Here is a 20,357-nt window from a genome sequence, read left to right on the forward strand (position 1 = left end):
TGTCCGGCTTGACGAGCACAGCGCCAAGTCGGTGGATCAGGTGAAGCTGTCACCGCTGCTACAATAGAAACATTGGGGCTGGTGCGAACCGGCCCCTTTTTATTGGTCGGCGCACGCGTTCTTTCGGCAAAATCGTGACAGCCAGACAACAAAAAAGGGGCCGGCGTGAACCGGCCCCTTTCTCTTGTTTCGTTTCCGAGTGATCGGAAAGAATTACATGCCCGAACCCGGACCGTACGTGATTTCCACGCGGCGGTTCTGGAGTTCGCGAACACCGTCGGCGGTCGGCACGCGCGGGTTGCTTTCACCGAAAGCTTCGCTCGTGATGGCCGATGCCGGGATGCTGCGGGCCGTGAGGTAGGACTGGACCGAGTCGTTACGACGCTCGGACAGGCCCATGTTGTACTGCACCGAACCCGAACGGTCGGTGTAGCCTGCGAGCATGATCGGAACGCTGTCGCAATCGGCGTAAGCCGCAACGGCGCTGTCGAGGATGCTTGCAGCCTCAGGGGTGATTTCAGCCGAATCCCAGTCGAAGAACACGATGTACGGACCCGTGTTGCAGACCGCTGCCGGCGGCGGCGGCGGGGGCGGCGGGGGCGGCGGGGGCGGCGGCGGCGGCGGCGGCGGCGGCGGCGGCGGCGGCGGCGGAGCCATGCCGAAGTTGTACGCCAGCGTCGCCATCAGCGAGTGCGTGCGCAGATCGTGATCGATGGTGTCGCCGGTTTCCGAGACAGCCTTGATGTCGTCGTGACGGAAGTAGCGATACTTGAGGCCAACGTCCCAGTTGTCGGTCAGCGGCGTGCGGATGCCCGCGATTGCCTGCCAAGCGAAACCGGTGTCGGAATCGTCAAGATAACCAGCGCCTTCGACGTCGGTGCGTGCAACACCGGCACCTGCGCCGATGAAGCCCTGCAGGCCGTCGTCGTCACCGAAGTCGAGCATACCGTTGAGCATGAAGCTCAGCGTGTCGTAGTTCACCGAGACGTCTTCGTCAGCGATGTCGGTACCGCCGATGGTGATGCCATCGTCGCCGCCATGCTTCCATGCGGTTTCGGCTTCGAGGCGGAAGCCGCCGAAGTCGTAACCCACGATGCCACCAAGATCCGAACCGTAGTCCCAATCCAGTTCGGCAGCATTTTCGACGTCGTTGATTTCGACATCGGTATTCTCGGTCAGCGTAGCACCGCCGTCGAGTTCGATATACCAGGCATCGTCACGGGCCATCGCCGGCGCAGACAGCACCGTCGAAGCCAGAGCGAAGCCAACAATGGCTTTCCTCATATTTTCCTCCTGAAAAATTCGAATATTCGAGCTCAGTTCGCCCAAAACGCACTTCAAGCTAAATTCGTTCCCCCTTTTTCGAACTTTCGCTAAAAAAACATTATGTTCAGGCATGATGGGCGCTCGATGCCCATCCAGCAAGACAATCTGATGACTCACCTTGTCGCACAGGATTCACCAATTCGGAAGAACGGTAACTTTTGCCTGTGCAAGATTGTTCGACCTATCCTTCTGATCACGCCTGTTCAGGGGGGCAGCGTGATCAATCCGGAATGGGCAAAAACCCTATAACAAGGACCTGATAATCAACTGGAAATTGTCCTCCTGATCCAGTTCCGTAGACCTCGCCATCCCGTAACGATAGGCAAGATGGCTGTGCCTACGACGAATTTCCTATCAATCCCCTAAACCGCAAATCAAGCAGCAAAACATTTATCAGGCTGTTTTTATGGTTCAGGCGAGCCGCATCGTGGCCGACATTTGCGACAGCTTGGCGAAATCGCACGTGCCCATTCGTCAGAACGCCTTGCCGTCGCCCATCGCGCCCTTGCCAGTGCGCGGGGTTGGCGTGTCGCTGTCATCGGTCATGGCGAGGCCGTCGGACCAGACCGCGGGGATGCCGGTCAGCTCATCCAGCGGGAAAAGCCGCATGTTCACACCCATGCGGTCGCCGGCAGTCTCACCGTAGGGCGTCCACGCGACGGTCGATCCGCAGGCGGGGCAGAAGTGGAAGGTCAGGCAGCGTTCGATATCGGTGCGGCCGAATTCGGCCGTCTTGCCCGCGATCTCGACTTCGCCCGACGCGAAATAGCCCCACCCTGCGCCCATCGGGCGGCAGGCGGAGCAGTTGCAGAAGTTCACGTAGTCGGGCCTTCGCGCCAGCGTCACGGTAACCGTTCCGCAAGCGCAGTGCCCTTTCACGTCACAGGTCGCGAACGTCAGTAAGGTGGCCGGTCACCGCTGCCGCCGCCGCCATCGCGGGGCTGAGCAGGTGGGTTCGAGCACCCGGACCCTGACGGCCCACGAAGTTGCGGTTGCTGGTCGATGCGCAGCGTTCGCCCGCAGGCACCTTGTCGGGGTTCATCGCAAGGCACGCCGAACAGCCCGGTTCGCGCCATTCGAGGCCGGCATCGGTGAAGACCTTGTCGAGGCCCTCTTCCTCAGCCTGCTGCTTGACGAGGCCGGAGCCCGGAACGACGATCGCCCACTTCACGCCACCGGCCTTCTTGCGGCCACGAACGACGTCGGCAGCGGCGCGAAGATCCTCGATGCGGCTGTTGGTGCAGGACCCGATGAAGACGTTTTCGACCGGAATGTCGGCCATCTTTGTGCCCGGCGTCAGGCCCATGTAGTCGAGGCTGGCCTGCGCGGCCTTTTGCTTCGATGGATCGGCAAAGCTTGACGGATCGGGGACGACGCCGCCGATGGCGACAGTGTCTTCGGGGCTGGTGCCCCAGGTGACGGTCGGTTGGATGTCGGCAGCGTCGATGTGGACCGACTTGTCGAACTTCGCGCCCGCATCGGTGGGAAGCGTCTTCCACCAGGCCAGCGCCTTGTCCCAGTCCTCGCCGGTCGGCGCCATCGGGCGGCCCTTCACATAGGCGAAGGTCTTTTCGTCCGGCGCGATCAGGCCTGCGCGCGCGCCGCCTTCGATCGCCATGTTGCACACGGTGATGCGGCCCTCGACGCTCATGTCCTCGAACGTGGAACCGCAGAATTCGATCACGTGGCCGGTGCCGCCGGCAGTGCCGATGACGCCGATGACGTGCAGGACGACGTCCTTGGGCGTGACGCCAGCACCCAGCTTGCCTTCGACGCGGACTTCCATCGTCTTGGACTGTTTCAGCAAAAGTGTCTGCGTGGCGAGCACATGCTCCACCTCGCTCGTGCCGATTCCGAAGGCCAGCGCACCCAGACCGCCGTGCGCAGCGGTATGCGAATCGCCGCAGACGATCGTGGTGCCGGGCAGCGAGAAGCCCTGTTCGGGGCCGACGACATGGACGATGCCCTGTTCCAGATCGGCATCGCCGATGAGGTGGATGCCGAATTCGGGCGCGTTGCGTTCCAGCGCTGCCAGCTGCTGCGCGCTTTGCGGATCGGCGATCGGCACACGGTTGCCCGCAGCATCGCGGCGCGCAGTGGTCGGCAGGTTGTGGTCGGGCACGGCAAGCGTGAGATCGGGGCGGCGCACCTTGCGGCCCGAAACGCGTAGCGCCTCGAAGGCCTGCGGGCTGGTCACTTCGTGGACGAGGTGACGGTCGATGTAGATGAGACAGGTGCCATCATCACGGCGTTCAACGACGTGGGCGTCCCAGATCTTCTCGTAGAGAGTGCGCGCTTGTTCGGTCATGATGAGCGCGCATTTGCGCGCCTGAGCCGCCGATTGCAAGCACTGACACGGGCGGGTATCAGGGCGCCATGGGTCTTACCGAGAAGATACTGATCGTACTGGCAAGCGCTGCGGCGATGGAATTCATCGCTTGGGTCTCGCACAAGTACATCATGCACGGCTTTGGCTGGGGCTGGCACCGCGATCATCACCAGCGCCACGACGGCTTTTTCGAGAAGAACGACCTCTATGCCCTTGTCGGCGCGGCGATGAGCATTTCGATGTTCGCGCTGGGCAGCCCGCTCGTCATGGGCGCGTCTGCGTGGGAGCCTGCGACGTGGATCGGGCTGGGTATCCTTGTCTATGGCGTGATCTATACGCTGGTTCACGACGGGCTCGTCCACCAGCGCTGGTTCCGCTACGTGCCGCGCCGCGGATACCTGAAGCGGCTGGTCCAGGCGCATAACCTGCACCACGCGACGCACGGCAAGGAAGGCGGAGTCAGCTTCGGCTTCGTGATCGCCCGCCATCCCGACAGGCTGAAGCAGGACCTGATGCGGCAGAAGCGGCTGGGCCAGGCACAACTGCGCAAGTCGCAAGCCAGCGACCAGACCTCATCGATTTGATTGCAAAGGAAAAGGGACGCGCAGGTCCGGCTTGGCTCCGGCCCATACGCGTCCCTTTATAGTGTTCTGCTCGTCAGTGCGTCGTCAGCAGGTCATCGTAACTGTGCGCGTCGAACAGCCGGCGGCCGTTCTGGGCAACTGAACGATACGGAAAGGCATGATCTTCGATCTGCCTTCCGAAGCTTTCCGCTTCCCTGCAATGCTGAACCCGCTCTGCCTGCGTCTTGGCGCATTGGGCGCGGATCAGCTCGACCTGCTCATTGAGCAGGAGGATGTTGAAGTCTTCCATGGTGCCGCTCTCCCTCGGCAGACATGTTGGCATCGGCCCGTCCTTGGGTGAACGGGTCTGGTTGAAGGCTTGCTTGTAAATTGATGTACTCGCGCGCCGATTACCCTTGTAGCACGAATGATGCGCGGAGTCCCGCATTTTGCGCACTTATGTTGCGCGTGCGAGGTCAGGCGCCCGTTTCGCGGGGCAAGGCGTGAAAATCGCCGCTCCAGTTCGCAGGTGCAGCGTGAAAAGCGCGGAAATCCTAGCTTTCCGACGCGATCCGGGCCGCCGTTTCGCGAATCAGGGCGATCATGTTGGGCACGCCCTGCGTCCGGTTCGACGACAGCTGATTCTTGAGATCGAACGGGTCGAGACAGGCGGCAATGTCGGTCCCTGCCACTTCGCTGGCCGGACGGTCCTGCACCGCCGAAATGACGAGAGCGACGATGCCCTTGGTGATCGCGGCATTGCTGTCGGCCAGGAAGTGCAGCTTCTCCTCGCTGCCTTCGCCGACGCGGGTGGGATAGACCCAGACCGCGGCGGAGCATCCCTTGACCTGCGTCGCCTCTGTCTTGAGCGCGTCGGGCATGGGTTCAAGCTCGCGGCCCAGTTCGATGAGGAGGCGGTAGCGTTCGTCCCCTTCGAGGAACTCGTACTCTTCGGCAATGTCGTCGATCGATCGCATGGCCCACCCGCTAGCGAGCCGCGCGCAATCGATCAACGCTTCATAGTTCCCCGCCTTATAGTTCGACGCCGGCCGCGATGGCCTCAAGCTGGCGGACGCGTTCCTTCAGGTCTGCCAGTTCGATGCGGGCGGCAGGCACGCCGTCACCGGGACGGTCATCGGCGCGGCCGATTTCCTGCATCCGCAGCGCAAGATACCCCTGCCAGCCGCGCAGTGCGGCCATGGTCACGATGGCGACAGCGGCAAGGGCGGCGATCGCGATGGTCAAAGTTTCAAAGGCCATGTCCTGTTCCCCTTCCTTGCATTGGCGCTCAGTCGCGCAGGCTTTCGATTTCGTCGGCAAGGCCAAGCCGCTTGCGGTCGTCATATGCGATCCGCTCCAGCACCTTGATCCGCTCTTTCAGTTCTGAAACTTCGTTTTCCAGCTCACGCTCACGCCCGGTATCGGCGCGCGGCACGGCATTGCCGTCCTTGTCGGAGCCGAAACCGGCTGCCGAATTGTGGCGTGAGCGGATGGCCTGGCCGATTGTGACGATGGCCACGATAACGACGATGGCAGTCCAGAAACTCACTGAACTTTCTCCTTTTCGCCCGACAGGCGAAGTTGTTCGATTTCCTGCGTCAGGTGATAGCCGCTGTCGGTGACGATGCGTTCGACATTGGCGAGACGATCCTTCATCGAACCGATCTCGGCGCGAAGCTGGGCGTTCTCCTGCGTCATCAGCTTCAGGCGTTCGGCGGTCTCGGCATCCTTCTTGGGATAGACCGACCGACCCCAGCTGTTTTCCAGCGGATAGCCGTGGCGCACGCGGATCGCGGTGTTGATGATCCAGGCAGCGCTAAGGGCGACGATACCGGTGCCGAGAACGGCGGGTGTAAGCAGTTCGAGCATGTTTGATCAGACCTCGTGGCGGGGACGTTCGATGGGTGCGTTCAGGCGAAGATCGCTTTCTTCGCCGCGCAGCGCCTCGATCTGGTGGGCAAGGTCATAGCCCTTGTCGGTGACGATGCGTTCCAGGACGCGGACCCGTTCTTCAAGCTGCGAAGTGTGCTGCGCGTACTGAGCCGCTTTCTCGGCGGAAAGCTCGCTCGTCATCTGAAGTTCCTTCTGCTTGTGCTTGGTCCAGATCAAAAGTCCGGCCAGCATGAATGGTGCGAGCAGGACCACCATCACTACGGTTTCAGGATTCATTTTTCGATTTCCCCCTCGAAAATTCGTAATTGATCAGCGCAGGCTTTCGATTTCTGCCGAAAGCGCGCGATTGTTGTCGACGTAGTGCTCTTCCACGCGGGCAAGGCGGCGGTCGATCTCGCGGAAGCGGCTGCGCACTTCGCGGGCCGAGCGGGCCGGCGACTGGCGTACGCCCTGCCAGAACTTTTCTTCCTGCTTGTCGGCGTAGAGCGCGGTCGGCTTCTTTTCGGCGAACATGCCGATCGCGAAGTAGACGAAGATCGGCCAGCCGAGCGTGAACATCGCGACCAGGAAGCCCAGACGGATCCAGATGGCATCGACCCCGGTGTAGTCGGCGATGCCGGAGCACACGCCAAGGAACTTGCCTTCCGCCTTGTTGCGATAGAAGCGGGTGCGGGGCGTGTTCATCGTGCGGTCCTTTCCTTCAGCTTGCGCTCGATCTCGGCGAGCGAGGCGTTGTCTTCTGCATTGTCCGCGATCAGGCGCGGGGCATCGAATTCCGGGCTGTCGGCAGCGACAAGGCGTTCGACAGTATCCATGCGGGCATCGAGGCGGCGGGCGAGCTGGTAGAGTTCTTCCAGCATCTGTTCGTCACCGTCGGTCAGCTTCGGTGCGGTCTTCCACTTGGTCACGTAGTGAAGCACGAGCCACGGCAGAGCGATGAACAGAATGGGTACGGCAAGAAATTCGATGTCCATCGGATCAGTCCTCCTTGGCGTCGCCCTTGAGGGCGCGCTTCATGTCTTCGAGTTCGGCATCGACGGTGTCGTCGATGTTTAGGGCGTCGATCTGTTCAGCCAGGCTCATCTCGCCCTTGGCGGCGGACAGGCTGATCGCCTCTGCCCGGCCCTCGGCATAGTCGACGCGGCGTTCGAGCTGGTCGAAACGGGCCATCGCCTCGTCCACCCGCTCGGTCGAAAGCAGCGTGCGCAGCTTGTAGCGGTTTTCCGCGCTTTCGAGGCGGGCCGCGATCTGGCTCTGCCGGCTGCGGGCTTCGCGAAGGCGGCCCTGCAGCTTGGAGATGTCCTCTTCATAGGACCGCAGGCTTTCGTCGAGCAGTTCGATTTCCGCTTTAAGCTGGGTCGACAGGTCGCCGGCCTTGCGCTTTTCGACAAGAGCGGCGCGGGCCAGATCCTCACGCTGCTTCGACAGGGCGAGCTCGGCTTTTTCGCCCCAGTCGGACTGCAGCTTTTCCAGGCGAAGCTGGTGGCGCTGCATTTCCTTCTGGTCGGCGATCGTGCGGGCCGCGCTGGCGCGGACCTCTACGAGCGTTTCTTCCATCTCGACGATGATCATGCGGATCATCTTGTGCGGATCGTCGGCCTTTTCGATCAGGTCGGCGAAGTTCGCGGCGATAATGTCACGGGTACGGGAAAAGATGCCCATCAACGGCGCTCCATACTGGCTAATGTCCATGTTCCTGCGGCTTTCGGGGCGGACGGCGTCCTGTCCCTCGGCCTTGTTTCCGTTGCGAAGACGCGCGACCTCGCTGTCGATCCGCGACGAGGCCCGCTCTTCGCGGTTCGTCACGCGAGCGGCGCGACGGCGACGTTCCTCGCGTTCGGGTTCGAGGTCGAACGGTTCGCTCATGCCAGCGATCCCTCTACGATCGTGGCCGGCGCAGCGAACTGCGGGGCCTCGTGCAGCTGCTGGCTCAGCGCGAAGACGTTGAGCGACAGCATGGCCACCAGGCTGGCCATCGAGGACCAGGCTACGGGGCTTTGCTTTGCAAGACGGTTGAACATGGTGTCCCTTCCTCCAATCGGGTTCACCGAGCATTCAGCAAGAGGTGTGCCAGTTTCAATTTATGTCGGAAAAACAGTGCTTTGAGCAGTTTTTCCGCCATACCAACATCTGGGCATATTGCCATCACTTGGGAATTTTCGCTAATGTTTGGGCATGGAGCGGGAAAACCAGTTCGTCGGCCAGTCGCAGTCGATCCTCGACGCGGTAGAACGCGCCAGCCGCGCCGCCGCGCTCTCGCGCCCGGTCCTCGTCATTGGGGAGCGCGGGACCGGCAAGGAACTGATTGCCGAGCGCCTGCACCGCCTGTCCGACCGCTGGGGTGAACCGCTGGTCGTGATGAACTGCGCCGCCCTTCCCGAGACGCTGATCGAGGCCGAACTTTTCGGGCACGAGGCAGGTGCATTCACCGGCGCCACGAAAGTGCGCGAAGGCCGGTTCGAGGAAGCCGATGGCGGCACGCTGTTCCTTGACGAACTGGGCACGTTGTCGATGGCCGCGCAGGAACGCCTGCTGCGCGCGGTCGAATATGGCGAAGTTACGCGCATCGGCTCTTCGCGGCCCAAGCGGGTCGACGTGCGTATCGTCGCCGCCACGAACGAGGATCTTCCCGCGCTTGCCGAACAGGGCAAGTTCCGCGCCGACCTTCTCGACCGGCTGAGCTTCGAAGTCATCACTCTCCCGCCCCTGCGCGCGCGTGAGGGCGACGTGCTTGTCCTCGCTGACTTCTTCGGCCGCCGCATGGCCGCAGAGCTCCGATGGGAGGAATGGCCCGGCTTTTCCGACAGCGTCATGGACCAGCTCGAAGATCACGACTGGCCCGGCAACGTGCGCGAATTGCGCAACGTGATCGAACGCGCGGTCTATCGCTGGAACATGTGGGACATCCCGATCGGCGAAGTCGTGTTCGATCCCTTCGACAGCCCCTGGGCCCCGAAGTCCTCGCCCGTCGCGCAGGCCCCCGCCGCTGCCGCTGCCGCTGCTCCTGCACCTGCCGCGAAGAAACCCGCCTTCGACTATTCCGCGGTTACCGACCTTCGCCTTGCCGTCGACGGCCACGAAAAGGCGATCGTGGAGGCCGCGCTCGACCGCAATCGCTGGAACCAGCGCAAGACGGCAGAAGCGCTGGGCGTGACATACGACCAGCTGCGCCACTGCATGAAGAAGCACGAGATCACGGCAAGTTAACGCCTTTGCCGTACAAGGCCCGCCGGGGAATTGCGGGGGATTTGATGCGTAGTCTCAGGATAGCCATGCGTGTCATGGCGGTTGCCAGCCTTCTCGTGTCGATCGCGGGCGGCTCGCTTTACATGAAATACAGGGACGATCCGGTCGTCATGCAAAAGCTTCAGGCCGCGGCGATCTCGCAATATGGTGGCGAAAACGCGGGCGAACTGGGCGCGCAGGTCAGCCGCATGGGCGAAATGATGGCTTTTCTAGGCAATACGCCCGCCGATGCGGAGGGTGACGATGATCTGGCCGCATGGTATGCCGCCGATGCCGCTGTGGAAGACCCCCAACCGATCGAATAGGTGATTGCCGCGCGCACTTGTAAATCGCGCGCAAAGCGCCTAATTGGCGACTCATCCCGACATTGTCGCAAGCAAGGCCGGGCCGGAGCGGACACGCCCCGGCACGATTTCTCGCATGCATACGGGACCTGACAACCGGAGACCGAATGACCGACATCGCACGCGCAACCGACCTGATCGAGCAGGAAGTAAAGGCTTCCGGCTTCGACCTCGTGCGCGTGAAGCTGTTCGGTCAGGACGACGAACGCACGCTGCAGGTCATGGCCGAGGACCCGGCGACGGGCCAGCTGGTGATCGACCAGTGCATGGCGCTGTCCCGCCGCATCTCCAGCGCGCTGGACGCCAAGGAAGAAGCCGGCGACGACCTGATCGACGGGGCCTATCGCCTCGAAGTCAGCAGCCCGGGCATCGACCGTCCGCTTACCCGCGCGAAGGACTATGCCAACTGGGCAGGTCACGAGGCGCGGATCAACATTTCCAAGGATGCCAAAGCGCCGACGAGTAACCGCCGCACGTTTCACGGCGACCTCATCGGTCTGGAAGGCGATAACGTTGTCGTCGAAGACCGCAAGAACGGGCGGGTCGAAATCCCGCTTGCCACCATTCATTCGGCCAAGCTCGTCCTTACCGACAAGCTGATCAAGGCCACCGTGCCGCTGGACACGACCGGCGCGGATGAAATCATCGAAACCGAAGACGATCTTCAGGAACAGGAAGACTGATAATGGCCAGCCCGATTTCCGCAAATCGCGCCGAACTGCTCGCCATCGCCAACTCGGTGGCGAACGAGAAGATGATCGACAAGTCGATCGTCATCGAGGCGATGGAAGAGGCGATCCAGAAGTCCGCCCGCAACCGTTACGGTGCGGAAAACGACATCCGTGCCAAGCTTGACCCGAACACCGGCGATCTTCGCCTGTGGCGCGTCGTCGAGGTTGTCGAAGAGGTCGAGGACTACTTCAAGCAGGTCAGCGTCGAGCAGGCCCAGAAGCTTCAGGACGGCGCAGCCGTGGGCGACTTCATCGTCGACCCGCTGCCCCCTGTCGACCTTGGCCGCATCGACGCGCAGTCGGCAAAGCAGGTGATCTTCCAGAAGGTCCGCGATGCCGAGCGTGAGCGTCAGTACGAGGAATTCAAGGATCGCGCGGGTGAAATCATCACCGGCGTCATCAAGTCGGTCGAATTCGGCCACGTGATCGTGAACCTCGGTCGCGCCGAAGGCATCATCCGCCGCGATCAGCAGATCCCGCGCGAAGTCGCCCGCGTCGGCGAACGCATCCGCGCATGGATCAGCAAGGTCGAGCGTTCGAACCGCGGCCCGCAGATCTTCCTGTCGCGCGCCCACCCCGAGTTCATGAAGAAGCTCTTCGCGCAGGAAGTGCCCGAAATCTACGATGGCATCATCGAGATCAAGGCAGCCGCCCGCGATCCGGGCAGCCGCGCCAAGATCGGCGTGATCAGCCATGACAGCTCGATCGACCCCGTCGGCGCCTGCGTCGGCATGAAGGGCAGCCGCGTTCAGGCCGTCGTGCAGGAACTGCAGGGCGAGAAGATCGACATCATTCCGTGGAGCGAGGACACCGCGACCTTCATCGTCAACGCGCTGCAGCCCGCCACGGTCAGCCGTGTCGTTCTTGACGAAGAAGAAGGCCGCATCGAAGTCGTCGTTCCCGACGACCAGCTTTCGCTTGCCATCGGTCGCCGCGGTCAGAACGTGCGTCTCGCATCGCAGCTGACCGACAGCCAGATCGACATCATGACCGAGGCTGAATCGAGCGAGAAGCGCCAGAAGGAATTCGCCGAGCGCTCCAAGATGTTCGAGGAAGAGCTCGACGTCGACGAAACGCTCTCGCAGCTGCTGGTGGCCGAAGGCTTCACCGAACTGGATGAAGTTGCTTACGTCGAGATGGCCGAACTGGCCGGTATCGAAGGCTTCGACGAAGAACTCGCCGAAGAACTGCAGTCACGTGCAGTCGAAGCGCTGGAACGCCGCGAGGCGACCTACCGCGAGGCTCGCCTCGAGCTTGGCGTCGAGGACGCACTGGCCGACATCCCGCACCTGACCGAGGAAATGCTCGTCGTGCTAGGCAAGGGTGGCATCAAGACGCTGGACGATCTCGCCGACCTCGCCACCGACGAACTGATCGCGAAGAAGCGCGAAGCGCCGCGTCGCCGCAACAACACCGACGGCCCGCCGCTGAAGCGCAACGTGCGCGAAGGCGACAAGGGCGGCGTGCTGGGCGAATTTGGCCTTTCGGAAGAGCAGGGCAACGAGATCATCATGGCGGCCCGCGCTCACTGGTTCGAAGACGAGGAGCCGGCCGAAGCTGCCGCTCCCGCAGCAGAGGAGGCCGCCGATGCGGAATCCTCACAATGAGCCGCTAAGCGAAAGCTTCGATGACGGATCGGTGCGCTCTGCCAAGAGCGCGCCGGAACGCCGCTGTGTCCTGACCGGGCGCACCGAGCCGCGTGAACGCCTGCTGCGTCTCGCCATCGGTCCCGAAGGCCAGGTCCTGCCCGACGCCCATGCCAAGGCGCCGGGCCGAGGCGCGTGGATCGGTGTCAGCCGCGAAGAGCTTGAAGAAGCAATGGCCAAGGGCCATCTGAAGGGTGCGCTGGCCCGCGGGTTCAAGGGTGCGCCCCTGTCGATCCCCGCGGATCTTCCCGATCTTGCCGAAGCGGCCCTGCGCCGTGCATTTGCCGACAGGCTCGGGATCGAGTGGCGTTCGGGCAATGTGCTTGCAGGGTCCGATCGCATTGCCGAACAGGCCCGATCGGGCCGCGTCGCCTGGCTTGCCCATGCATCCGATGCGGGCGAGGACGGGTCGAAGCGGCTGGACCAGGCCTGGCGCGTGGGAAGCGATGCGGAAGGCACCGGAAAGACGGGCGTGACCTTGCCTCTGGACCGGGCGGCTCTCTCTGTGGCATTGGGCCGCGAGAATGTCGTCCACCTGGCATTGACCGATCGAGCCGCCGCCGGGCGTGTTGAAGCCCAACTGGCACGATTGGCGCGTTTTCTGACTGCCCGTACCCCGGGACATGACAGCCCGCCCGTCGGTGACGACCCGCCCCGTGAGGGTCAGGCCGTTTAACCGGCCGCGACCGAAGATGGGAAGCGCCGGTCCAGTCCGTTGGACCGGTGGACGAGATGAAGAATATTTGAAGGACGTTTTGACCGTATGAGCGATACCAACGACACCCCCCGGACCCGCAAGCCGCTTGGCCTCAAGCGCTCGGTGGACGCGGGCGAGGTCAAGCAGACCTTCAGCCACGGCCGCACCAACAAGGTGGCGGTCGAGGTCAAGCGTCGCCGCAAGATCCTGAAGCCGGGTGAAGCCCCTGCGGCTGCCCCGACGCCGGAGGCAGAAGCCCCCGTCGCGGCCCCCGCACCTGCGCCCGCGCCGGCCCCGAAGCCCGCGGCCAAGAAGCCCGCCACGCGCGAAAGCCGCCAGGAAATGCAGGCCCGCCTGCTGCGCGAGGCCGAAGAGGCACGCCTTGCCGCCCTGGAGGAAGCCAACCGCCGCGAACAGGAAGAAAAGCAGCGCGCTCTCGACGAAGAGAAGCAGCGTGCCGAAGACAACCGCAAGGCCGAGGAAGAGGCCGAGAAGGCTGCTGCTGCAGAGGCCAAGGCCGCTGCAGAGAAGCCCAAGGCAGAAGCCAAGGAAGAGCCCAAGGCCGAGGAAGCACCGGCCGAGGAAGCTCCTGCCGCGCCTGCCGAAACCGAAGAGACCAGCGACGAGGCATCGCCCGCGCCGCGCCGGTTCACGCCGGTCAAGCGCCCCGAGCCCAAGCGTCCGCCGGCCGAGAAGGACGCCAAGAAGCCCGCTCGCGGCGCCGAAAAGCGCGACGACCGTTCGGCCGAGGCCAAGCCCGATCGTCGCCGCAGCGGCAAGCTGTCGGTGTCGAAGGCCCTGAACGAGGACGAAGGCCGCCGTGCCCGCAGCCTCGCAGCGCTGAAGCGTGCGCGTGAAAAGGAACGCCGCATGCAGGGCGGTGGTGGCGGTTCGCGCGCACCCCGCGAAAAGCAGGTCCGCGACGTTATCGTCCCCGAGGCGATCATGGTGCAGGAACTGGCACAGCGCATGGCCGAGAAGGGCGCCGACCTTGTGAAGGAGCTCTTCAACCTGGGCATGATGGTCACCGTCAACCAGACGATCGACCAGGACACCGCGGAACTTCTGGTCGAACAGTTCGGCCACAACGTGCAGCGCGTGTCCGAGGCCGATGTCGACATCGACACGACCGTGGACGTCGATCCGGAAGAGTCGCTGAAGCCGCGTCCGCCCGTCGTCACGATCATGGGCCACGTCGACCATGGCAAGACCAGCCTGCTGGACGCGCTGCGCGGTACGGACGTGACCCGCGGCGAAGCCGGTGGCATCACGCAGCACATCGGCGCGTACCAGATCACCACCAAGGACAAGCAGAAGATCACGTTCCTCGATACGCCCGGACACGAGGCGTTTACCGAGATGCGTGCGCGCGGTGCCAATGTCACCGACATCGTCATCCTTGTCGTGGCAGCCGACGACGGCCTGATGCCGCAGACGATCGAGGCCATCAATCACACGAAGGCCGCGGGCGTTCCGATGATCGTCGCGATCAACAAATGCGACAAGCCCGAAGCCAATCCGCAGAAGATCCGCGAGCGTCTGCTCGAACACGAGATCATCGTGGAAGCCATGAGCGGTGACGTTCAGGACGTGGAGGTTTCGGCCAAGACGAAGCAGGGTCTCGACAAGCTTCTCGAAGCGATCAACCTGCAGGCCGAACTGCTCGAACTGAAGGCCAACCCCGACCGCGACGCCGAGGCGACCGTGATCGAGGCGAAGCTCGACAAGGGCAAGGGTCCGCTGGCCACCGTGCTCGTCACGCGCGGCACGCTCAAGCGCGGCGACATCTTCGTCGTCGGCACCGAAAGCGGCCGTGTCCGTGCGCTGCACGACGACAAGGGCAAGCAATTGAAGGAAGCCGGTCCGTCCATGCCGGTCGAGGTCCTGGGCCTCGGCGGTGTGCCGAATGCCGGTGACCAGCTTGCCGTCGTCGAGAACGAACAGCGCGCCCGTGAGGTTTCGGCCTATCGTACCGAGAAGGCGAACGAGAAGCGCACCGCGATCGCACCTGCAAGCTTCGAGAACATGTTCTCGGCGCTGAAGAGCAACGTAATCGAGTACCCCGTCGTCATCAAGGCCGATGTCCAGGGCTCGGTCGAGGCGATCAGCAATGCGCTTGCCAAGATCTCGAACGACGAGATCAAGGTCCGCGTGCTGCACTCAGGCGTGGGCGCGATCACCGAAAGCGACGTGACGCTTGCCGCTTCGACCGGCGCGCCGATCATCGGTTTCAACGTGCGTCCCAACGCCAAGGCACGTCAGCAGATGGAGAAGGACAAGGTCCGTCTGATGTACCACGACGTGATCTATCACCTGACGGAAGAGATCACGAAGGAACTTGCCGGCGAGCTTGGTCCCGAGCGGATCGAAAACGTCGTGGGCCGTGCGCAGGTCAAGCAGGTCTTCCCGGCCGGCAAGAAGGACAAGGCAGCCGGTCTGCTCGTCGAGGAAGGCGTCATCCGCAAGGGCCTGTTCGCGCGTCTTACCCGCGACGACGTCATCGTTTCGGCAACGACGATCGCTTCGCTGCGCCGCTTCAAGGACGACGTGGACGAAGTCCGCGCAGGTCTGGAATGCGGTGTCGTGCTGACCGACACGAACGACATCAAGGCTGGCGACCAGCTGGAAGTCTTCGAGGTCGAGGAACGCGAACGCGTCCTCTGATCGCAAAGGTCTGACTGATGAGAAGCGGGGCGCCGGGCTTGTGGTCCGGCGCCCCGTTTCATTTTTACTCGGGAGAGCTTGAATGCCCCGCTACTGCGCCTTCTTCGCCAGCATGAATGTCGGCGGGAATCGTCTGAAGATGACCGACCTGCGCGACGCGCTGGAGCGGGAGGACCTGGAAGACGCGGAGACCGTCGTCGCCAGCGGGAACGTGCTGTTCTCTTTCGACGACCGCCCGTCGGACGGCCTGTCCGAAATGCTGGCCTTCATCGTGAAGGACCGCTTCGGCTTTGCCACCTTCGCCGCCGTGCGCAACGCGGACGAGGTGCGCGCCGCGTTCGAGGGCAATCCCTTCCACGGTGAAGGCGAGGACAAGATGGTCCATACGCTCTTCCTCGACGAACCGGCGGACCCGGCCAAGTTCGAAGCCATGGTCGAGGCCTACGAAGGCCGCGGGCCGGAGCGGATGGCCTTGGGCGATGGCTGCATCTATGTCGATTACATCGAGAGCGTGGGCAATTCGAAGCTGACCGGCGCCTTCATCGAACGGCGGCTGGAACGGCGGGTGACGGGCCGCAACATGAGCTCGCTCAAGCGCATTCACGAAAAGATGGTCTGATACGAAAAAGGGCGAGCCGCGAGGCCCGCCCTTGTCCGTTTGCTCACGCTATTCGCGCGTGTCAGCGATAGAACGCGTTCGACACGATGGCCGAAACGATCCCGCTGGTAATGCCGATCAACAGCGCATCGTCATTCGCACGCACCCAGCGATAGCCGCGCGGCGGAGCGTAAAGGCGGCGATAGTCGCGGTAATAGACCGGACGGTAATGGTGGACATAGCGCCGATCGAACCGGTCGCCGCGGCGCCAGTGTCGCCTGTCGGAATAGCGGCGGTAATCGCGATAATCGCGCCGTGCATACCTGTCGCGCCGATCGTAACGGTGGCGCCGGTCATACCGGTCGCGCTTCGAATAGCGCCGCTCATAGCGGTCGCGGCGGTCATGCCGGCGTTCGTATCGATCGTGGCGGTCGCTGCGTTCGTAGCGGTCCTTGCCGCGCGCTTCGGCAGGGGTGGACACGGCGGGCACGATCATGGCCGCGGCAATCGCGGCAGCAATCAGTTTCTTCATAGGGGTCTCCCTGATGTCTTTCGTCTTTCCAGGTGCCCGGATGGCACCTCGGGAGGTCGCAGAATGTATCATGCATCAAGGAGCCGCGGTTTTCCCGCATTGGGCGGCACGCCGCGCCCCTGTCGGGACGGGTCGAGCCACCCGCACGGCCGGTTAATCCGGCGCTCATTTTCGAGAGCATCCGGACACGCAAAAGGCGGCCCCGCCGTGGCAGGACCGCCCTCCGCCCTCGCGGGCACGATAGTGTGGGCCGGGGCTATCGCACGTCGCCCCGGCCCGGGCCCGCTAACGCGTCTCGTCAGTTCAGCAAATTGCTCACCACGGCGGACACGATGCCGCTGGTGATCCCGACGAGCAGCACGTCGTTGCCCGACTGCACGTAGCGGTATCCGCGCGGCGGCGCCTTGAGCGAGCGGTAGTCGCGGTAGTCGATGACGCGGTAGTTCCTGGCCTGGCGGCGGTCGAACCTGTCGCCCTTGCGGAACTTGTGCGCGGCCTGCGACACGCGCTTGCCGTGGTTGTTCGACGCGACCTTCACGACGCGTACCTGCTTGGTATTGCCACGCGTGTCGCGTCGGTCGTTCTGTTCGTACCGGTCCTTGTCGCGGTTGTTGTCCTTCGCAAAGGCGGGCGCTGCCGGAAGCAGCATGGCGGCAGCGACGGCCGCGGCGATGGTCTTTGACTTGAAGTTCATGGGGTAATCTCCTTTCCTCACACCCTCAATGTAGAGCATCGGGGGAGGAATAAACGTCTCGGATTGCTCGATATTGTCGCCTCCTGATGCTTATCTGGGATTCAGAAAACGCTGCTGACGACGGACGAGACGATGCCGCTGGTAATGCCCACCAGCACGGCATCATTGCCCGAGCGGACCCAGTGGTAGCCCGAAGGCGGGGTGGACAGGCGCTTGTTCGAACGCGCGTCAATCACGCGGTAATTGCTCGCCTTCGACCGGTCGAACTTTTCGCCCTTTGCAAACTTGTGCTGGCCGGCATTACTCTTGGCTACGTGGCTGACGGCGGCTCCGTGGTTGTCGGGCTGCTTGGCAAGGGCCGGCGCGCCCGGAATGGCGAGAGCGATGGCGATTGCGGCTGCGGTAACGGTCTTCATGTCTGGTCTCCTGATTGGTTTTCACAGGACCAACGGGACCGGGCGGGGGATGGCTCCGTCGCAGTTTGTTGCAAATTGTCGCAGCGTCCCCCAAATCGGGGGCAATCATGGCACGCCAGAATTCCAGCCCCGAAGACCGCTCCGTCCGCCTGCTCAAGGTGGGTGAGCGTGTGCGCCACGTCCTGTCGGAGATCCTGACCCGTCAGCAGGTGCACGACGATACCCTGTCCGCGCACACCGTTTCGGTGACCGAAGTGCGCATGTCGCCCGACCTGCGGCAGGCCAAAGTCTATGTGAAATCGCTGATGGGCGCGGACGAGGACAAGGTTCTGAAGGCGCTTCAGACGAACACCGCTTTCTTCCAGCGCGAGGTTGCCAAGCGGCTGGGCCTGAAGAACGCGGCAAAGCTTCAGTTCCGCGCGGACGAGACGTTCGATGAGGCCAGCCGCATCGACCAGCTGCTCGACGATCCGCGCGTACGCCGCGATCTCGAAGAAGAGTGATCTGCTGATCCAGCCATAACGGGGGCCGCGTGGCGAAGCTCTATTTCTACTATGCCAGCATGAACGCGGGCAAATCGACCACGCTGCTGCAGGCCAACTTCAATTATAGAGAGCGGGGCATGAACACGATGCTCTGGACCGCCGCGCTCGACGACCGCAGCACCGGCAAGCCCATCGCCAGCCGCATCGGGCTTGAGGCAGAGGCGCATCGTTTTACGCCTGAGACCGACCTTTATGGACGCGTCACGGCCGCGCACCATGTTGAACCGCTCGCCTGCGTGCTGATCGACGAGGCGCAGTTCATGACGAAGGACCAGGCGTGGCAATGCGCGCGGCTGGCGGATGAGGCGAACATCCCCGTGCTCTGCTATGGCCTGCGCACCGATTTCCAGGGCGAGCTGTTCCCCGGTTCGGGCGCGCTGCTCGGCATGGCCGATGCGCTGATCGAGCTTAAGGCGGTGTGCCATTGCGGGCGAAAGGCAACGATGAACTTGCGCGTCGATGCCAGCGGCGCGGCGGTAAAGGCAGGCGCGCAGACCGAGATCGGCGGCAACGACCGCTATGTCGCGCTATGCCGCCGGCATTTCAGCGAGGCGCTGGGGAACTGAGCGGTTCGATGAAGATCGACGCCCCAGGCCCAGGCGGCACTTCCAGCACGACCCAGCCGACGATCAGCAAGAGCCCCGCCACCATGATGCCCACGCCATAGGGCACCATCGTCGCGGTGAGGCTGCCGATGCCGTAGTCCGCGACCCAGCGGCGGCAGAAGATCAGGACGAGCGGGAAATAGACCATCAGCGGCGTAAGGATATTCGTCGCGCTGTCGCCCACGCGATAGGCCGCCGTGGTCATTTCCGGACTGATCCCCAGTAGCATCAGCATCGGCACCAGCACGGGGGCAACGACTGCCCATTTCGCGCTAGCCGACCCGATGAAGAGGTTGAGCACGCCAGCGAAGACGACGATCGCGGCCAGCATCGCCCATGCCGGAAGCCCGCTGGACCGCAGCAGGTCCGCGCCTTCGACCGCCATGACAAGGCCAAGGTTCGACCAGCCGAACATCGCCACGAAATGCGCCGCCACGAATGCGAGGACGAGGTAATAGGCCATGTCCTCCATCGCGCCGGTCATCATCTTCACCAGATCGCGGTGATCGCGGATCGTGCCGCTGACGCGGCCATAGGCCCAACCGGGAATGAGGAAGACGAAGAGGAAAAACGGCAGCAGGCTATGGAAGAACGGGCTCAACTGCGCCTCGGGCGTGGCGCTTTCATCGATCAGTGGCGTGCCCGGCCCAAACGTGAATAGCGTCCACGCCCCGATAACGGCCAGCGCGGCGAGCCCTGCGTGCACCATGCCCTTGCGCACGACGGCGGGCGGCGTTTCCTCCACCGCCTCTGCATTGTCGGCCAGCGCGTGACCGATCCACGGCCCCATGCGCGGTTCGACGATGCGGTCGGTCACGAACCAGATCACCGGCGTATAGATGATCGCCATCGCCGCGATGACGTACCAGTTGCCCGCGATGTTCGCGGTCCACCCCAGCATCACGGTATGAACCGCCTCTTCGGTAATGCCGAGCAGCAGCGCATCGAGTTGCCCCGGCAGGAGATTGGCCGAAAAGCCGCCCGAGACACCGGCAAAGCTGGCCGCGATCCCGGCCAGCGGGTGGCGCCCGGCGGCGTGGTAGATCACGCCTGCCAGCGGGATCATCACGACGAAGGCCGCATCGGCGGCATGGTTCGCCATCATCGACACCAGCGCGACCGCCGGGGTCAGCAGCGCGCGCGGCGCCTTGGCGACAGAGGCGCGCATGGCCGCGGCAAACAGGCCCGAACGCTCCGCCACGCCTGCGCCCAGCATGACCGTCAGCACGTAGCCCAGCGGCGCGAAGCCGGTGAAGGTGTGCGGCATTTCGGTCAGCAAAAGCTGGATATTGGCGGCGGAGATCAGGCTTTCGACCGCAACGATCAGCGGCCTGCCCGCATCGTCCAGCGCAGTGGGATGCGGCACGCCCCATCCGGCCAGCGCGCCTGCAACTGATATCGCGATCAGGAAACCGATCAGCCAGACGAAGATGAATACAGGATCGGGCAGCCGGTTGCCGACGCGTTCGATCCATCCAAGGATGCCCGAAGTTCCCTGCTGAGTGCTACTCACACACGTTTCTTGGCG

At 63.3% G+C, this 20,357-nt stretch carries 27 protein-coding genes; 10 read left to right on the forward strand and 17 right to left on the reverse strand.

Translation table 11 applies throughout. The annotated features are described in order from the left end of the window. Positions 1–213: 213 nt before the first annotated feature. From KIH45_RS11065 to leuC, 3 genes are all read right to left on the reverse strand, one after another. Entirely contained in the window at positions 214–1,284 is a 1,071-nt protein-coding gene (locus KIH45_RS11065; RefSeq protein WP_213176043.1) for an OmpA family protein, read from the reverse strand. Between the two features lie 516 nt (positions 1,285–1,800). After that, on the reverse strand, positions 1,801–2,205 hold the full coding sequence (locus KIH45_RS11070; RefSeq protein WP_213176044.1) for a GFA family protein: 405 nt from the start codon (positions 2,203–2,205) through the stop codon (positions 1,801–1,803). A gap of 1 nt (position 2,206) precedes the next feature. Then, positions 2,207–3,634 carry a 3-isopropylmalate dehydratase large subunit gene (gene leuC, locus KIH45_RS11075; RefSeq protein ID WP_213176045.1) on the reverse strand — a complete coding sequence of 476 codons (1,428 nt, stop codon included), beginning with the start codon at positions 3,632–3,634 and terminating at the stop codon, positions 2,207–2,209. A gap of 68 nt (positions 3,635–3,702) precedes the next feature. Between leuC and KIH45_RS11080 the strand changes: the two genes are divergently transcribed. Further along, the gene (locus KIH45_RS11080; RefSeq protein WP_213176046.1) at positions 3,703–4,239 is read left to right on the forward strand and encodes a sterol desaturase family protein; all 537 of its coding nucleotides are present in this window, start codon (positions 3,703–3,705) and stop codon (positions 4,237–4,239) included. A gap of 73 nt (positions 4,240–4,312) precedes the next feature. Here KIH45_RS11080 and KIH45_RS11085 read toward each other — a convergent pair whose 3' ends face one another. The 10 genes from KIH45_RS11085 to KIH45_RS11130 all read right to left on the reverse strand — a co-directional run bounded on the left by KIH45_RS11085 (position 4,313) and on the right by KIH45_RS11130 (position 8,132). Further along, complete coding sequence (locus KIH45_RS11085; RefSeq protein ID WP_213176047.1) at positions 4,313–4,528, reverse strand: hypothetical protein; 216 nt, start codon at positions 4,526–4,528, stop codon at positions 4,313–4,315. A 244-nt stretch (positions 4,529–4,772) separates the two neighbouring features. Continuing rightward, the gene (locus KIH45_RS11090; protein ID WP_213176048.1) at positions 4,773–5,195 is read right to left on the reverse strand and encodes a SufE family protein; all 423 of its coding nucleotides are present in this window, start codon (positions 5,193–5,195) and stop codon (positions 4,773–4,775) included. Between the two features lie 55 nt (positions 5,196–5,250). Further along, positions 5,251–5,478, reverse strand: a complete 228-nt coding sequence (locus tag KIH45_RS11095) for a hypothetical protein (protein ID WP_213176049.1) — start codon at positions 5,476–5,478, stop codon at positions 5,251–5,253. A gap of 28 nt (positions 5,479–5,506) precedes the next feature. Next, positions 5,507–5,767: a hypothetical protein gene (locus KIH45_RS11100; RefSeq protein WP_213176050.1), complete on the reverse strand. Its 261-nt coding sequence runs from the start codon at positions 5,765–5,767 to the stop codon at positions 5,507–5,509. Then, positions 5,764–6,087, reverse strand: coding sequence for a hypothetical protein (locus tag KIH45_RS11105; protein WP_213176051.1), 324 nt, complete (start codon positions 6,085–6,087; stop codon positions 5,764–5,766). The genes KIH45_RS11100 and KIH45_RS11105 overlap by 4 nt, the downstream gene beginning before the upstream one ends. A 6-nt stretch (positions 6,088–6,093) precedes the next feature. Next, positions 6,094–6,387, reverse strand: a complete 294-nt coding sequence (locus KIH45_RS11110; RefSeq protein ID WP_213176052.1) for a hypothetical protein — start codon at positions 6,385–6,387, stop codon at positions 6,094–6,096. Positions 6,388–6,420: 33 nt separating this feature from the next. After that, complete coding sequence (gene pspC, locus KIH45_RS11115) at positions 6,421–6,795, reverse strand: envelope stress response membrane protein PspC (protein WP_213176053.1); 375 nt, start codon at positions 6,793–6,795, stop codon at positions 6,421–6,423. Next, the gene (gene pspB / locus KIH45_RS11120; RefSeq protein ID WP_213176054.1) at positions 6,792–7,085 is read right to left on the reverse strand and encodes an envelope stress response membrane protein PspB; all 294 of its coding nucleotides are present in this window, start codon (positions 7,083–7,085) and stop codon (positions 6,792–6,794) included. Before pspB ends, pspC begins: the two co-directional genes overlap by 4 nt. 4 nt (positions 7,086–7,089) lie before the next feature. Then, positions 7,090–7,977, reverse strand: a complete 888-nt coding sequence (pspA, locus tag KIH45_RS11125; RefSeq protein ID WP_213176055.1) for a phage shock protein PspA — start codon at positions 7,975–7,977, stop codon at positions 7,090–7,092. Then, positions 7,974–8,132 carry a hypothetical protein gene (locus KIH45_RS11130; protein ID WP_156521614.1) on the reverse strand — a complete coding sequence of 53 codons (159 nt, stop codon included), beginning with the start codon at positions 8,130–8,132 and terminating at the stop codon, positions 7,974–7,976. The genes pspA and KIH45_RS11130 overlap by 4 nt, the downstream gene beginning before the upstream one ends. Before the next feature lie 154 nt (positions 8,133–8,286). Between KIH45_RS11130 and pspF the strand changes: the two genes are divergently transcribed. From pspF to KIH45_RS11165, 7 genes are all read left to right on the forward strand, one after another. Beyond that, positions 8,287–9,318, forward strand: a complete 1,032-nt coding sequence (gene pspF, locus KIH45_RS11135; RefSeq protein WP_213176056.1) for a phage shock protein operon transcriptional activator — start codon at positions 8,287–8,289, stop codon at positions 9,316–9,318. Positions 9,319–9,362: 44 nt separating this feature from the next. Next, the gene (locus KIH45_RS11140; RefSeq protein ID WP_213176057.1) at positions 9,363–9,662 is read left to right on the forward strand and encodes a hypothetical protein; all 300 of its coding nucleotides are present in this window, start codon (positions 9,363–9,365) and stop codon (positions 9,660–9,662) included. Positions 9,663–9,808: 146 nt separating this feature from the next. Then, complete coding sequence (gene rimP, locus KIH45_RS11145) at positions 9,809–10,384, forward strand: ribosome maturation protein RimP (protein WP_213176058.1); 576 nt, start codon at positions 9,809–9,811, stop codon at positions 10,382–10,384. Between the two features lie 2 nt (positions 10,385–10,386). Next, positions 10,387–12,039 (forward strand): transcription termination factor NusA, encoded by a 1,653-nt coding sequence (gene nusA / locus KIH45_RS11150; RefSeq protein WP_213176059.1) that lies wholly within the window; start codon positions 10,387–10,389, stop codon positions 12,037–12,039. After that, positions 12,020–12,754, forward strand: a complete 735-nt coding sequence (locus KIH45_RS11155) for a DUF448 domain-containing protein (protein WP_213176060.1) — start codon at positions 12,020–12,022, stop codon at positions 12,752–12,754. Before nusA ends, KIH45_RS11155 begins: the two co-directional genes overlap by 20 nt. A gap of 87 nt (positions 12,755–12,841) precedes the next feature. Continuing rightward, on the forward strand, positions 12,842–15,439 hold the full coding sequence (infB, locus tag KIH45_RS11160) for a translation initiation factor IF-2 (RefSeq protein WP_213176061.1): 2,598 nt from the start codon (positions 12,842–12,844) through the stop codon (positions 15,437–15,439). Positions 15,440–15,521: 82 nt separating this feature from the next. Continuing rightward, the gene (locus KIH45_RS11165; RefSeq protein ID WP_213176062.1) at positions 15,522–16,058 is read left to right on the forward strand and encodes a DUF1697 domain-containing protein; all 537 of its coding nucleotides are present in this window, start codon (positions 15,522–15,524) and stop codon (positions 16,056–16,058) included. Between the two features lie 61 nt (positions 16,059–16,119). On the opposite strand, the gene KIH45_RS19370 is transcribed toward KIH45_RS11165, so the two are convergent. The 3 genes from KIH45_RS19370 to KIH45_RS11180 all read right to left on the reverse strand — a co-directional run bounded on the left by KIH45_RS19370 (position 16,120) and on the right by KIH45_RS11180 (position 17,679). Beyond that, entirely contained in the window at positions 16,120–16,569 is a 450-nt protein-coding gene (locus KIH45_RS19370; protein ID WP_273544181.1) for an RcnB family protein, read from the reverse strand. Positions 16,570–16,867: 298 nt separating this feature from the next. Then, positions 16,868–17,263 (reverse strand): RcnB family protein, encoded by a 396-nt coding sequence (locus tag KIH45_RS11175; RefSeq protein ID WP_225899827.1) that lies wholly within the window; start codon positions 17,261–17,263, stop codon positions 16,868–16,870. Positions 17,264–17,364: 101 nt separating this feature from the next. Then, positions 17,365–17,679 carry an RcnB family protein gene (locus tag KIH45_RS11180; protein WP_213176063.1) on the reverse strand — a complete coding sequence of 105 codons (315 nt, stop codon included), beginning with the start codon at positions 17,677–17,679 and terminating at the stop codon, positions 17,365–17,367. A gap of 107 nt (positions 17,680–17,786) precedes the next feature. Between KIH45_RS11180 and rbfA the strand changes: the two genes are divergently transcribed. Together rbfA and KIH45_RS11190 are read left to right on the forward strand one after the other, a co-directional pair. Continuing rightward, positions 17,787–18,182 (forward strand): 30S ribosome-binding factor RbfA, encoded by a 396-nt coding sequence (gene rbfA / locus KIH45_RS11185; protein ID WP_213176064.1) that lies wholly within the window; start codon positions 17,787–17,789, stop codon positions 18,180–18,182. A 29-nt stretch (positions 18,183–18,211) separates the two neighbouring features. Next, the gene (locus KIH45_RS11190) at positions 18,212–18,790 is read left to right on the forward strand and encodes a thymidine kinase (RefSeq protein ID WP_213176065.1); all 579 of its coding nucleotides are present in this window, start codon (positions 18,212–18,214) and stop codon (positions 18,788–18,790) included. Here the strand turns inward: KIH45_RS11190 and KIH45_RS11195 are convergent. Next, entirely contained in the window at positions 18,768–20,342 is a 1,575-nt protein-coding gene (locus KIH45_RS11195) for an AbgT family transporter (RefSeq protein ID WP_337925465.1), read from the reverse strand. The genes KIH45_RS11190 and KIH45_RS11195 overlap by 23 nt on opposite strands. Between the last annotated feature and the right edge of the window lie 15 nt (positions 20,343–20,357).

The organism is Croceicoccus gelatinilyticus, assembly GCF_018398395.1.
GTDB classification, from domain to species: Bacteria; Pseudomonadota; Alphaproteobacteria; order Sphingomonadales; family Sphingomonadaceae; genus Croceicoccus; species Croceicoccus gelatinilyticus.

Coding starts and splice junctions, on each gene's coding strand:
- KIH45_RS11065 (WP_213176043.1), bottom strand. CDS start 1,284: ATGAGGAAAGCCATTGTTGGCTTCGCTCTGGCTTCGACGGTGCTGTCT.
- leuC (WP_213176045.1), bottom strand. CDS start 3,634: ATGACCGAACAAGCGCGCACTCTCTACGAGAAGATCTGGGACGCCCAC.
- KIH45_RS11080 (WP_213176046.1), top strand. CDS start 3,703: ATGGGTCTTACCGAGAAGATACTGATCGTACTGGCAAGCGCTGCGGCG.
- KIH45_RS11085 (WP_213176047.1), bottom strand. CDS start 4,528: ATGGAAGACTTCAACATCCTCCTGCTCAATGAGCAGGTCGAGCTGATC.
- KIH45_RS11090 (WP_213176048.1), bottom strand. CDS start 5,195: ATGCGATCGATCGACGACATTGCCGAAGAGTACGAGTTCCTCGAAGGG.
- KIH45_RS11095 (WP_213176049.1), bottom strand. CDS start 5,478: ATGGCCTTTGAAACTTTGACCATCGCGATCGCCGCCCTTGCCGCTGTC.
- KIH45_RS11105 (WP_213176051.1), bottom strand. CDS start 6,087: ATGCTCGAACTGCTTACACCCGCCGTTCTCGGCACCGGTATCGTCGCC.
- KIH45_RS11110 (WP_213176052.1), bottom strand. CDS start 6,387: ATGAATCCTGAAACCGTAGTGATGGTGGTCCTGCTCGCACCATTCATG.
- pspC (WP_213176053.1), bottom strand. CDS start 6,795: ATGAACACGCCCCGCACCCGCTTCTATCGCAACAAGGCGGAAGGCAAG.
- pspB (WP_213176054.1), bottom strand. CDS start 7,085: ATGGACATCGAATTTCTTGCCGTACCCATTCTGTTCATCGCTCTGCCG.
- pspA (WP_213176055.1), bottom strand. CDS start 7,977: ATGAGCGAACCGTTCGACCTCGAACCCGAACGCGAGGAACGTCGCCGT.
- KIH45_RS11130 (WP_156521614.1), bottom strand. CDS start 8,132: ATGTTCAACCGTCTTGCAAAGCAAAGCCCCGTAGCCTGGTCCTCGATG.
- pspF (WP_213176056.1), top strand. CDS start 8,287: ATGGAGCGGGAAAACCAGTTCGTCGGCCAGTCGCAGTCGATCCTCGAC.
- KIH45_RS11140 (WP_213176057.1), top strand. CDS start 9,363: ATGCGTAGTCTCAGGATAGCCATGCGTGTCATGGCGGTTGCCAGCCTT.
- rimP (WP_213176058.1), top strand. CDS start 9,809: ATGACCGACATCGCACGCGCAACCGACCTGATCGAGCAGGAAGTAAAG.
- nusA (WP_213176059.1), top strand. CDS start 10,387: ATGGCCAGCCCGATTTCCGCAAATCGCGCCGAACTGCTCGCCATCGCC.
- KIH45_RS11155 (WP_213176060.1), top strand. CDS start 12,020: ATGCGGAATCCTCACAATGAGCCGCTAAGCGAAAGCTTCGATGACGGA.
- infB (WP_213176061.1), top strand. CDS start 12,842: ATGAGCGATACCAACGACACCCCCCGGACCCGCAAGCCGCTTGGCCTC.
- KIH45_RS11165 (WP_213176062.1), top strand. CDS start 15,522: ATGCCCCGCTACTGCGCCTTCTTCGCCAGCATGAATGTCGGCGGGAAT.
- KIH45_RS19370 (WP_273544181.1), bottom strand. CDS start 16,569: ATGAAGAAACTGATTGCTGCCGCGATTGCCGCGGCCATGATCGTGCCC.
- KIH45_RS11175 (WP_225899827.1), bottom strand. CDS start 17,263: ATGAACTTCAAGTCAAAGACCATCGCCGCGGCCGTCGCTGCCGCCATG.
- KIH45_RS11180 (WP_213176063.1), bottom strand. CDS start 17,679: ATGAAGACCGTTACCGCAGCCGCAATCGCCATCGCTCTCGCCATTCCG.
- rbfA (WP_213176064.1), top strand. CDS start 17,787: ATGGCACGCCAGAATTCCAGCCCCGAAGACCGCTCCGTCCGCCTGCTC.